Raw genomic sequence first — 12,487 nt, 5'->3', positions numbered from 1 at the left:
CACTTTATTTTTCTTTTTAAATCATTATATAGAATATATTAGCATACGTTGGAACATTCACACTACTTATTCGCCGTTTGAAAATCTGTAGATTCATCTTTTGTTTGAAGCTCTGCAGCTTCAAAAGAAATGGAATATCCGATGAATACACCATATAAAATATAAATACAGAGGGATGAAATAATCGTGTTAGCTGGAAGCTCTCCAATTGTTTTTAAGTTGGGAAAGAGCGGATTCAAAACAACGAATACAATTGCCCACCATAATAAGCCGTAAGCAAAACCTATCCAAATTGTTTTAAACTTCTTTAATAGGACGTAGTATAACAACCCGACAACAATAGATAATACCCCTATAAGAAAAATACTGACGATAACACCTATTCCTTTATCCTTCCAATCACCTAATGCCCATGGATCTAAAAGCATATTTGGATTGATAACACTAAAGCTGAACAGATAATTTAAATAGCCAATAAAGCTCCAGAAAATCCCTCCAAAAAAGGAAATAAAGATGGCTTTAAATAAAAAAGACATTTCCTGTTTATGCGTAGGGTGGTTATCCTGTTTTTTTTCATGCTGTTCTTTAGGTTCTGACATATTAATCACCTCTTGATGTAGTATGAACTTTTTTCTCATTTCCTACTGACTCATTTCTAAGTTTTTACGTTTATTACTCTTCCTATACGCAAGAAGGGAGCCTGATATCAAAGAGACATTTTTAAACTACTTCGCACAGAGTTTCATAAACAAATTTTATAAGTGAAAGGAAAAAAATTCATAACAAGGGTGTGGAGATGAAAAATATTGGCTAAACTAGATAACATGCATCCGCCTAGAGGTTTATTTGATTTTGCTGTAGAATATAAAATACTAAGAAGTCTAGTCTAGTTAAGTTAGGTTGGTGCCTGAAATGTCTAAATTGCAAAAACCTGCGTATGGTGGTCAAGCCGTTATAGAAGGCGTCATGTTCGGTGGCAAACGTATGATGGTGACGGCTATTCGTCGCAAAGATCAATCTATTGATTATTTTCATTCAAAAAGAAAATCAAATTCCGTACTCACTGCTTTAAAAAAAATTCCTTTTTTACGAGGAATTGCTGCTATTGTTGAAGCCAGTGCAAACGGTACGCAGCACTTGAACTTTTCCTCTGAACGCTATGACGTGAATCCAGAAGATGATGCTCAAGTAGCAGAAGAACAACAAAAAGAGAAAAAAGAATCAAAACTATCTTTAATATTTGGCGTTGCAACTATTGGTGTAATATCCTTTCTTTTCGGGAAAGTACTATTTACATTGATTCCTGTGTTTTTAGCACAATTGACACGTCCTGTTTTCACTTCAAGTGTAGCTCAGGTTTTTATTGAAGGAGTATTTAAACTATTATTGCTCCTTGGCTATATTTATGTGATTTCACAAACGCCACTTATTAAACGGGTGTTTCAATATCATGGAGCAGAACACAAGGTCATTAATGCATATGAAAACAATGCTGAACTTACGGTAGAAGCCGTGCAAGCACAATCTCGACTTCATTATCGCTGCGGAAGTAGCTTTATCCTCTTTACCGTAGTTGTAGGAATGTTTGTCTACCTACTCGTTCCAACGGATCCTCTTTGGTTACGAATTGTGGATCGCCTTGCATTAATCCCAGTTGTCCTTGGTTTATCATTTGAAGTGTTACAGTTAACCAATAAAGTTCGTCATGTCCCTCTTCTTCGCTTTTTAGGTTATCCCGGTTTATGGCTTCAGCTTTTAACAACCAAAGAACCAAAAGATGATCAAGTTGAAGTTGCGATTGCTTCATTTAAAGAACTTTTACGCGTTGAAAATGAACTTTCTTCTACCACTGACGAACAAGTTGTCTAATCCACACCGTTTTGCTTTCTTTTTTTACTATTTTAGGAGGTGAACAAAATGAGACGTCCATTCGTGAAACCACTTGTATATGGTCTAATCGGGTTAGGAGTCATTGGCTTTGCATTTACGTTGATTACAGATCCAGCTGTTTTATTACGTCAAGCAGGTTATATTTTTCTGTTTATCATTTTGTTTTACTTAGTTTATCGGTTTATTCTCCGCCCTTCTCAGACAAAAGGTCAAGATAGAGGCTATGTGCGCGCAGTAAAACAATCAAAACTGCGTCAAAAAGAAAAAGAGCGAGGAAGCAACAAAGTTGATATGCATACGTACCGAAGCTCAAATAAGCGCCCGGTATCCAAATCAACGAAACCGCTAAAGAAAAAGAAAAACAACTCACACTTGACCGTCATCGAAGGTAAAAAAGGAAAAAAGAAAAATAGAGCATTCTTTTAAAAAAACAAGGAGAAAAACCTCCTTGTTTTTTTAATAGCACCATTTTTTCAAAAATGCCCTTGTACGCTTTTTACCAAACGCAATCAGCTCTTCCTTCCGTTCTTCTGTGAGGGTAAATTCTGTCGCAAAAACTTGATTAACAGGTAAAAAGATAATATTTTTTTCGTGACGTTTTGAAATATGTCTTGCATCGTGCGCATCTTTCATCGTCTCAAAAAGCGCACTGAATAAACCAACGGCATTCTTAATTTTATTCCGTTCCCTTTCTTCGTCCTTCGGGCTCAGCTTCACCCCAATTACCGGTCGTTTCTTAAGACTTTTATCATCATCAAACAGAAAAATTGGAAAGTTGCTTAACACGCCCCCGTCAACTATTAAACTGCTTGGGTTAGATTTTAATTTAACCGGCTCAAAAAAATATGGAATGCTGCAGCTCATTCGAACGGCTCTTGCTACAGAAAAGCGATTCGGGTCGATTTGATATTTAGGCAAATCATCTGGAAGAACAAGCATCGTACTGTTGGTCAAATCTGAAGCAATAATACGCAGCGACTGATCAGGCAAATCAGCAAATGTACGAATTCCTCTGCTCCGCAATTTTTCAGCAATCCACTTTTCAAGCCTTTCTCCTTTATATAATCCCATTTTCCAATATAAAAACAGCCACTTTGTCAAGCTTGATGGTAAAAAAGACATTCTTTGATCTAAAAAAGACGATAACTCAATTTCATTCATCATTTCAACAATTTCTTCACTTGTATAACCGGCTGCTACAAATGCACAAATAATGGAACCCGCACTCGTTCCGGCTAACCGCCGAAAGATCAAGCCTTTTTCTTCTAGAGCTTGTAACGCGCCAATCAGTGCAAGCCCTTTAATACCGCCACCTGAAAACACTCCGTCGACGTACACAGCCTCTCCTCCAAACTACCCACTCTACATTTGTAGTCGACTCAGCAACAAGTTATGATAAAAAGAAAAAAAGCAGTGACGCTATTGGCCGCTGCTTTTTTCTTATAATTTTTGTTCTTCTTCATTTCGTTTTTGTACATTGCGAAGATCTTGAATACGGTTATGATTTTCTTCAAAGTATTGAACCAAATCTCCAATTCGATCAATGGAATTCCAGCTTAAATGATGTTCAATTCCTTCTACGTCATCATAAATATTTTTCTCATCTACGCCAATGATGCGCAGCAGCTGCTCTAAAAGCTCGTGGCGATAAACAAGACGTTTTCCAATCTTCTGCCCCTTAGCTGTTAAAACAAGGCCTCGATATTTTTCATAAATTAAGTACTCATCTTTGTCTAGCTTTTGAACCATCTTCGTTACAGATGAGGGGTGAACCGCCAATGCATCAGCAATATCAGACACTCGAGCGTATCCTTTATCTTCAATTAGCATATATATTTGTTCAATATAATCTTCCATACTCGGTGTAGGCATGAAATCTCCCCCAATTAATATTATGTATTGCTAATAATAAGTCATAAATGTCTGTTTCTTATAGTGATATCGTGTTCATGTTTGATAATCTATGTGAAAAAAACGTGTAAATAAAGCGATGTCATAAGATAAAACTGGATAAAAGACATTCAATTAAAATCATACTACAATGCTTATTCAAATACAAGAACCGTTCGATCTCGCTTCTTATTTATGCCCCATTTTTATACATAATAAAAGCTGACTCGTTTGAGTCAGCTTTTACTAGTCAATCATATTCAAAATTAAAGGCCGCATTTCAGCTGTGCACCACAGTTTGTACATGTGTTGCATCCGCCCATTTCTTCTACCGTTCCTTGACGGCAAACCGGACACGTATTACCTACTTCAGAACCGATTGTTACATCAGTTGAACGAATTTCATTAATTGTATCAACTAACACAACGTGCGGTTTCGTTTCTTCTTTTGGCGCTTCAATTTCTTCATCAAACGTATTTTCTTCTGCTTTTAGCGTTAAGACTTGTGCATCACGGCTGCCGTCTACGTACACCGTACCGCCTTTTGCTCCGCCTTTATACAGACGCTCGTACACTTTTTGAACTTGCTCTACCGTGTAACCGCGAGGAGCGTTTACTGTTTTACTAATTGAACTGTCAATCCAGCGCTGAATCACACATTGCACATCCGCGTGAGCTTGTGGTGCAAGTTCCATAGCTGAAATGAACCATTCAGGAAGGTTGTTTGGATCTGCTTCTGGATGCTGATCTAAATACTCTTGAACGATATCAGCTTTTACTTCAATAAATTTACCTAAACGGCCGCTTCGGAAGTATGAGAATGAGAAATAAGGTTCAAGACCCGTTGATACTCCAACCATTGTTCCAGTACTGCCTGTTGGCGCTACTGTTAATAAATGAGAGTTTCGGATACCGTTCTCTTTAATGTTTTCACGAATATCTTCAGGCATTTTTTTCATGAAGCCTGTATTTGTGAATGCTTCACGTAAAGAAGCCGTTTCAGCATCTGTTTCGCCTACTAAGAACGGGAAGCTTCCTTTTTCTTTTCCAAGCTCTACAGACGCGCGGTAAGCCGTCGTTGCAATTGTTTCAAACACTTTATCTACTAACTCATTGCCTTTGTCAGAGCCGTACTCTGTTTCACAATAAATAAGAAGATCGTGAAGACCCATTACACCAAGGCCAACGCGGCGTTCGCCAAGCGCTTGCTTTTGGTTTTCTTCTAAGAAATAAGGAGTTGCATCAATAACGTTATCTTGCATTCTAACGCCTGTTTCAACCGTTTGACGTAACTTTTCAAAGTTAACAGTTTTCGTTTCTTTATCTGCCATTTGCGCTAGGTTAACAGCAGCTAAGTTGCAGACAGAGAATGGTGCAAGTGGTTGTTCACCACATGGATTTGTTGCAACAACGTGCTGACCATATGCTTGAGCATTTGTCATATCATTAGCATTGTCAAAGAAGAAAATGCCTGGTTCAGCTGAGTACGTTGCACAAATATTAATTAAGTTCCATAGCTCTTTTGCACGGATAGTACGATACGTACGAACTTTGTTTCCTTGTTTTGCCCATTCGCGCACGTCGCCTACTTCGTGCCAGTTTTCATTGTAGTTAGCCATTTCTTCTTTTGAATAGCTTTCTACGTCTGGGAAGCGAAGTTCGTATTCTCCGTCGTTTTCAACAGCATCCATAAAATCTTTTGTTAAGCATACAGAAATGTTTGCTCCTGTTAAAAACTCTGAGTTATGAACGCTGTACGTTCCGCCTGTTTGCAGCTTTTCTTCTGCATGTTTGATGATTTTTTCACTGAACCCACCAAGACCAGGAATTTGTTTATAGTTAATGATTCCTTGGTACATCGCTTCTTCAGACTCTGTTAGCGGCGTGAACTTCAATTTATCTTGCGCATGTTTTTTAATCATTTCGTCATTTGTGTTTTCAATTAAGAAACGTAAAATGCGAGGGTTTTGCATTTTAGAAATAATAAATTCTACAATGTCAGGATGCCAGTCGGCAAGCATGATCATTTGGGCCCCACGACGTGACCCACCTTGCTCAACAAGATGCGTCAGTTTAGCAATATCATCTAACCATGAAACCGAACCAGATGATTTACCGTTTACACCGCGAGCCAGCGTGTTGCGTGGACGAAGAGTTGAACCATTCGTTCCAACACCGCCTCCACGGCTCATGATTTCCATTACTTGTTTGCGGTGTTCTGAAATACCTTCACGTGAATCTTTTACATAAGGCATTACATAACAGTTGAAGTACGTTACGTCCGTATCAGCACCTGCACCGTAAAGAACGCGGCCAGCTGGTACAAAGTTTAGCTGAACAAGCTCTTGATAGAACTTTTCAAACCACTCTTTGCGCTTTTCTTCTGTTTTTTCCACAGAAGCTAAGCCTGTTGCATTACGTTTTGCAATTTGCTCGTAGAAGACTTCTAGAGGTTTTTCAATGACATCTAAAGAACGAGTGATTAATCCGTTTTCTGCTTCTTCAGGCGATAAAGCTCCTCTAAACTCATCTTCTACCTTGACAACAGCGGTTTTTTGCTCAAAATTAATGCTTTCCACATAGCCAAGTCCTCGTGCTGGAAATTTTGGATCTTCCTTTACGGTTAGAACAACAAAATCTCCTTCTGATAACGTTAATTTTTCCGTATCTTTAAACGCATAGCGGTCTAACATTACCAATCTTGAAACACCTTTATGAGTCAACTTCATATCCGGTGTAATCGGATGTACTTGCGGAAAGCGTTCAATATCTGAATTGAGCTTTTCAACATTCATATTCACTTTTTGATTTAACAAAACAGTCATTCTCACAACTCCTTACCTATCGAACATCTATAAATTTATTAACTCTATTTCCTTTTAAAGGAAATAGAGTTTTTCAATCAACTATCAATAACTTACCACACGGCTTGGACGAATTCAATATATAGTATTTGACACTTCTCCAAACATCTACATATAGAAGGGTGTCAAGTGAAATATTTTTTTTTTCGTAAAAAAAGTGTTTGACTTTTCTTCCCTATGTATTCTATTAGCCAAGCATTGTTTCTAAAAATTCCACTAAAAAGTGCAACTTATAAGAAGTTGCACTTTTATCTATTTCCCATGGGCATCCGTTTAGCGCTTAAAGTTCCATTCATCCGATCCGTACTTTGTGCGCGCTAGTTCTTCTACATATGCTTCCTCTTCTTCAGACAGTGTATACGGTTCTAAATCGATATCAAGAGCAGAAGCAAATCCTTTATAAAACGCTTCTTTTGCTTCTTCAATAGAGATTTTGCGGCCCGCAATTGCATTAATGGCTACCGCTTTAGAACGAAATGCGCGCTGCATTCTTTCTTTCACGCGATCATTTGGATAATTAAACACGCTGAATAATTTATCTTCATCAATCTCTAACAGAATAGAGCCGTGCTGTAGAATAACTCCTTTTTGTCTAGTTTGGGCACTTCCAGCAATCTTGCGGCCCTCTACAACTAGTTCATACCAAGAAGGAGCATCAAAGCACACGGACGAACGAGGGTTTTTTAAGCTATTTTTTTCTTCTTCTGAACGAGGAATAGCAAAATAAGCCTCGAGCCCTAACGAACGAAATCCTTCCAGTAAACCTTCAGAGATTACGCGATATGCCTCTGTAACTGTCTTGGGCATGTTAGGATACTCTTCAGATACAATTACGCTGTAAGTAAGCTCTTCATCGTGAAGCACGCCCCTGCCGCCCGTTGGACGTCTTACAAAGCCTAGCCCTAATTCTTTTACTTTATCAAAGTTAATTTCTTTTTCAGCTTTTTGAAAATAACCGATTGACAGCGTTGGAGGGTTCCATCCGTAAAAACGAATCGTAGGTGGAATTTCTCCTTTACTATGCCATTCTAATAACGCTTCATCTAACGCCATATTGTAATAAGGCGAACGGTTGTTGGAATCAATAAATCTCCACTTTGCTTTCATCTACCTCATCCTCAGCTATATGTAATATAAAAAATAAATCCGTTTTTTAGTCTACCAAAAGATTGAGCTAAGGAAAAGCAAAGAGCAACATAAAACTGTGAATTCAAATGTGGTAGTTTTTTCATTTCCGGGAAGAAATCCGCTAGATTCAAGGCAAAATCGCTTTACTTCTAATTTCATTCACTTATATAATAAGAGTATGGATTTTGTCGAAGAAAGGAAGAATCAGCATGTCAGCAATTACAGCAGTACTCATTTTACTTGGAGTAATCATCATATACTCTGTCGTTATGTTCTTTGTCCAACGTCGCATTATGAAAACGTTAACTGAAGAAGAATTCCGCAGCGGCTACCGCAAGGCACAGCTAGTTGATATTCGTGAACCGAATGAATTCGAAAACGGACATATTTTAGGCGCACGAAATATTCCTCTTTCACAGTTCCGTATGCGCATTAAAGAATTTCGTCCAGATCAGCCTGTCTACATCTATTGTCAAAGCGGAATGCGCACAGGACGCGCAGCACAAATGCTTCGTCGCCACGGTGTTCAAGAAATCTATGATTTAAAAGGCGGCTTCAAAATGTGGAACGGTAAAGTGAAAAAGAAAAAATAATGGTATGTATATAGAAAAACCTCGCCTTTGGGCGAGGTTTTTTGTTAGACGTTTTGAACAGCCTGTTCTTTCTGATAGCGAAGAACTGGCTTTCTCGCTGCCAGCGTTTCATCAAGGCGCTTCACAACCGTTGTATGCGGAGCTTCCTGTACGACTTCAGGCGTTTCTTCTGCTTCTTTTGCAATTTGAATCATCGCATCGATAAACGCATCTAGCGTTTCTTTCGACTCCGTTTCCGTTGGTTCGATCATCATGCACTCTTCTACGATAAGCGGGAAGTAGATAGTCGGCGGATGATAGCCAAAATCAAGCAGTCGTTTCGCAATATCCAATGTGCGCACGCCAAGCTTTTTCTGACGTTTTCCAGATAAAACAAATTCGTGCTTACAGTGACGGTCAAACGGAAGCTCATAGTGTTCTGCTAAACGACGCATCATATAGTTGGCATTTAGCACAGCGTTTTCCGTCACCGCTTTTAAGCCGTCTGGACCCATTGAACGAATATACGTATAAGCGCGAACGTTGATACCGAAGTTGCCGTAAAACGGCTTTACACGTCCAATTGACTGAGGACGGTTATAGTCAAAGTGATAGCCTTCTTCTGTTTTCACAAGCACTGGTTTAGGCAAATACGGAATTAACTCTGCTTTTACCCCTACCGGACCAGAGCCAGGACCGCCTCCTCCATGAGGGCCTGTAAACGTTTTATGAAGGTTTAAATGAACAACGTCAAACCCCATATCTCCAGGACGGGCTTTACTTAATACTGCGTTTAAATTTGCACCATCATAATAAAGCTTTCCACCTGCTGCGTGAACAATTTCAGCCATTTCTAAAATATCTTCTTCAAATAATCCCAGCGTATTTGGGTTTGTTAACATTAAAGCGGCTGTATCTTCTCCTACTACGCGGCGTAAATCCTCTAAGTCCACTAAACCATGTTCGTTTGATTTTACCGTCACCGTTTCAAATCCCGCAACTGTTGCCGAAGCCGGGTTCGTTCCGTGAGCTGAGTCTGGAACAATGACTTTTGTTCGCTGCGTCTCACCATTTGCTTCATGATAGGCACGAATCATCATAAGCCCGGTCCACTCGCCGTGAGCACCTGCTGCTGGCTGAAGTGTTACTTCATCCATTCCTGTAATTTCTGTTAAATGCTCTTGTAAATCATATAAAAGTTCGAGAGCACCTTGAACCGTTTGCTCATCTTGAAGCGGATGAATATGCGCAAACCCAGCAATGCGTGCTGCTTGTTCATTCACTTTGGGATTATATTTCATCGTACATGAACCAAGCGGATAAAACCCTGAGTCTACCCCGTGATTTCGTTTTGAAAGCGCGGTGTAATGACGCATAATATCGAGTTCTGATACTTCAGGAAGCTCAGGAGCTTTGGTACGCACATACGCTTTCCCAAGCAGTTCTTCAGCATTTACTTGCGGCACATCTAACTCTGGCAATGAATAGCCGATTCGTCCTTCTTTACTGCTTTCAAAAATAAGTGATTGATTTTGATTAAGCATGAAGATCCCCCAATTCATTTACAAGTTGGTCAATTTCCTCTTTTGTACGGAGCTCTGTAAAAGCAAGCAGCATGTGATTTTCAAGCGCTTGGTTATCACGGCTAAGATCATAACCGCCAATTATTTTTGATGCTAATAAATGATTGTTTGCTTCTGTTACCGAAACCGGAAGCTTCACGACTAATTCGTTAAAAAACGGTCCTTCAAATGCTACATTTACCCCTTTTGCCTTTAACGCTTCATATGCATAATGCGTTTTTGATAAGTTTTGCAGCGCCATTTCTTTTACACCTTGCTTGCCTAAAGCTGTCATGGCAACTGATGCTGCTAAAGCATTTAACGCTTGATTTGAACAAATGTTAGACGTCGCTTTATCGCGGCGTATATGCTGTTCACGCGCTTGAAGGGTTAAAACAAACCCTCGCTTACCGTTTTCATCGACCGTTTGCCCTACTAATCGTCCTGGGATTTTTCGCATAAGCTTAGACGTAGTTGCAAAGTATCCGCAGTGCGGGCCTCCAAATTGACTTGGAATACCAAATGGCTGTGCATCTCCAATGACAATATCAGCTCCGAATTCTCCAGGAGGCGTAAGTAAACCTAATGATAAAGGATTGCTTGAAACCACAAACATGCATTTTTCTTGATGGGTAATTTCTTCAATTTCTTTTAACGGCTCGATTTGTCCGTAGAAATTTGGATACTGGACAATAACAGCTGCCACGTCACTCCCCATCTCTTTTTCTAATGCAATCATATCTGTTACGCCGTCTGCTGAAGGGATTTCTACCACTTCAATGTATTGACCCTTCGCATACGTTTTTAACACATCTTTTGACTCAGGGTGAACAGCCGCAGAGACAAGTACTTTTTTCTTTTTTGTTTGACCCGCACTGAGCATAGCGGCTTCTGCTAAAGCAGTTCCTCCGTCATACATAGAAGAATTAGCCACGTCCATCCCCGTTAACTCACAAATCATTGTTTGAAATTCAAAGATGGCCTGAAGTTCTCCTTGAGAAATTTCCGGTTGATACGGAGTATAGGCCGTATAAAATTCCGAACGAGAAATAACATGATCAACAATAACCGGCATGTAATGATCGTAAACTCCTGCTCCTAAAAAAGAAGCATAGTCTTTTAAATGAGCATTTTTAGCAGCCATACTATTTAATTCTTTTAACAGCTGAGGCTCTGAAGCCGCTTTTTTAATATTGTATTCTCCTTGAAAACGAACGCGCTGCGGAATATCTGAAAATAAATCATCAACAGATGAAACACCAATTGCTGCTAACATTTGCTGCTGATCTTGTTCTGTCATTGGTAAATAGCGATGTAACATGTTAAATTCCTCCCCAAAGCTTACTTTGAACGTTTATAAAAAGGTGTTGAAACCACTTTTGCTTTTAAGCGCTTTTTCCGAACCTGCACTTCCACTTCTTGACCAAGCTCTGTATACTCTGCTGACAATAGTGCTAGACCGATGTTTTTCTTTAATGTCGGTGACTGTGTACCTGTTGTCACAAATCCAATTTGTTCTTCATCTGCAAGTACTTCGTAACCGTGTCTTGGTATACCTTTATCAATCATTTCAATTCCTACCAGCTTACGAGGTGCCCCGCTTTCACGCTGTTCTTTTAACACTTCTTTTCCAATAAAGCTGTCTTTGTTCGTCTTTACTGCAAATCCAATTCGAGCTTCAATGGGCGTAATATCTTTTGAAAGCTCTTGGCCATATAAAGCCAAAGTAGCTTCAAAACGAAGCGTATCGCGAGCACCTAATCCGCAAGGCAGCACACCTTCATCACTGCCTGCTTCTAAAATAGCTGTCCACAAGTGAGCTGCGTCAGCTGAAGAACAATAAATTTCAAAGCCATCTTCCCCGGTGTACCCAGTACGTGAAACGAGAGCTTTTACATTCGCTACTTCTACATCATCAGCAAATGTAAATGGCTTTAACAAAGCTAAATTTTCGTTCGTTAACGTTTGTAAAACTTTTTCTGCTACAGGACCTTGCAAAGCTAGCTGCGCAGTTTCATCAGACTGATTAACGAGCGTTACATCTCCTTGTTTGTGAGACACCAGCCACTCATAGTCTTTTTGAATATTAGCAGCGTTTACGACTAGCAAATACTCTTGATCTGCTTTTTTATAAATCAGCAAATCATCTACCGTGCCTCCGTCTTCATAACACATAGCCGTATACTGCGCTTTTCCATCTACGAGGGTAGAAACGTCATTTGTCATCGTGTGCTGAAGAAAAGCTAAGCTATCAGCTCCTGTTACAAGAATTTCTCCCATATGAGAGACATCAAAAAGGCCTGCCTTTGTACGTACAGCTTCATGCTCTTCTTTAATAGAAGAAAATTGAACGGGAAGAGCCCATCCTCCAAAATCAATTGTTTTGGCACCATATTTTTGATAGGTATCATAAAGCGGCGTTTTGTGTAATTCTGTTGTCATATTTATGTCCTCCTCTTTTTCACGTGAAACTTTTCATAACGGGGAGTTTTCAAATAGTGTGGGGATCACTATTTATCCAAACAAAAAAGGACAGAAAACCCCCTACTGTATTTAGTAGGAAGTCTCTGTCCTTTTCACC

The 12,487-nt window shown here is 39.5% G+C and carries 11 protein-coding genes; 3 read left to right on the top strand and 8 right to left on the bottom strand.

Annotation, left to right across the window (positions count from 1 at the left end; genetic code table 11):
- Nucleotides 1-62 precede the first annotated feature (62 nt).
- On the bottom strand, nucleotides 63-599 hold the full coding sequence (locus AC0KUU_RS02135) for a YqhR family membrane protein (protein WP_016765547.1): 537 nt from the start codon (nucleotides 597-599) through the stop codon (nucleotides 63-65).
- Nucleotides 600-912: 313 nt separating this feature from the next.
- Between AC0KUU_RS02135 and AC0KUU_RS02130 the strand changes: the two genes are divergently transcribed.
- Together AC0KUU_RS02130 and AC0KUU_RS02125 are read left to right on the top strand one after the other, a co-directional pair.
- Complete coding sequence (locus AC0KUU_RS02130; RefSeq protein WP_013085002.1) at nucleotides 913-1,869, top strand: DUF1385 domain-containing protein; 957 nt, start codon at nucleotides 913-915, stop codon at nucleotides 1,867-1,869.
- Between the two features lie 48 nt (nucleotides 1,870-1,917).
- Nucleotides 1,918-2,316, top strand: coding sequence for an SA1362 family protein (locus AC0KUU_RS02125; protein ID WP_013059160.1), 399 nt, complete (start codon nucleotides 1,918-1,920; stop codon nucleotides 2,314-2,316).
- A gap of 30 nt (nucleotides 2,317-2,346) precedes the next feature.
- Here the strand turns inward: AC0KUU_RS02125 and AC0KUU_RS02120 are convergent, their stop codons facing one another.
- The 4 genes from AC0KUU_RS02120 to AC0KUU_RS02105 form a co-directional block, all read right to left on the bottom strand.
- Nucleotides 2,347-3,228, bottom strand: a complete 882-nt coding sequence (locus AC0KUU_RS02120; protein ID WP_322552425.1) for a patatin-like phospholipase family protein — start codon at nucleotides 3,226-3,228, stop codon at nucleotides 2,347-2,349.
- A 102-nt stretch (nucleotides 3,229-3,330) separates the two neighbouring features.
- Complete coding sequence (mntR, locus tag AC0KUU_RS02115) at nucleotides 3,331-3,762, bottom strand: transcriptional regulator MntR (RefSeq protein WP_013085004.1); 432 nt, start codon at nucleotides 3,760-3,762, stop codon at nucleotides 3,331-3,333.
- 284 nt (nucleotides 3,763-4,046) lie between these two features.
- Entirely contained in the window at nucleotides 4,047-6,605 is a 2,559-nt protein-coding gene (locus AC0KUU_RS02110; RefSeq protein WP_322552426.1) for a vitamin B12-dependent ribonucleotide reductase, read from the bottom strand.
- A 312-nt stretch (nucleotides 6,606-6,917) separates the two neighbouring features.
- Complete coding sequence (locus AC0KUU_RS02105) at nucleotides 6,918-7,751, bottom strand: lipoate--protein ligase family protein (protein WP_013085005.1); 834 nt, start codon at nucleotides 7,749-7,751, stop codon at nucleotides 6,918-6,920.
- Between the two features lie 230 nt (nucleotides 7,752-7,981).
- On the opposite strand from AC0KUU_RS02105, the gene AC0KUU_RS02100 reads away from it, so the two are divergent.
- Entirely contained in the window at nucleotides 7,982-8,365 is a 384-nt protein-coding gene (locus AC0KUU_RS02100; protein ID WP_013085006.1) for a rhodanese-like domain-containing protein, read from the top strand.
- Between the two features lie 44 nt (nucleotides 8,366-8,409).
- Here the strand turns inward: AC0KUU_RS02100 and gcvPB are convergent, their stop codons facing one another.
- Genes gcvPB through gcvT form a run of 3 tightly spaced genes read right to left on the bottom strand, consistent with a single transcriptional unit; the run spans nucleotide 8,410 to nucleotide 12,348 of the window.
- The gene (gene gcvPB, locus AC0KUU_RS02095; RefSeq protein WP_043976249.1) at nucleotides 8,410-9,888 is read right to left on the bottom strand and encodes an aminomethyl-transferring glycine dehydrogenase subunit GcvPB; all 1,479 of its coding nucleotides are present in this window, start codon (nucleotides 9,886-9,888) and stop codon (nucleotides 8,410-8,412) included.
- The gene (gene gcvPA, locus AC0KUU_RS02090) at nucleotides 9,881-11,227 is read right to left on the bottom strand and encodes an aminomethyl-transferring glycine dehydrogenase subunit GcvPA (protein ID WP_043976247.1); all 1,347 of its coding nucleotides are present in this window, start codon (nucleotides 11,225-11,227) and stop codon (nucleotides 9,881-9,883) included. The genes gcvPB and gcvPA overlap by 8 nt, the downstream gene beginning before the upstream one ends.
- A gap of 20 nt (nucleotides 11,228-11,247) precedes the next feature.
- On the bottom strand, nucleotides 11,248-12,348 hold the full coding sequence (gene gcvT / locus AC0KUU_RS02085; protein WP_043976245.1) for a glycine cleavage system aminomethyltransferase GcvT: 1,101 nt from the start codon (nucleotides 12,346-12,348) through the stop codon (nucleotides 11,248-11,250).
- Nucleotides 12,349-12,487: the final 139 nt, after the last annotated feature.

It is taken from the genome of Priestia sp. ST2, assembly GCF_055810735.1.
Note: the sequence above shows the minus strand (reverse complement) of the source record. Positions and strands in the feature narration are given on the sequence as shown.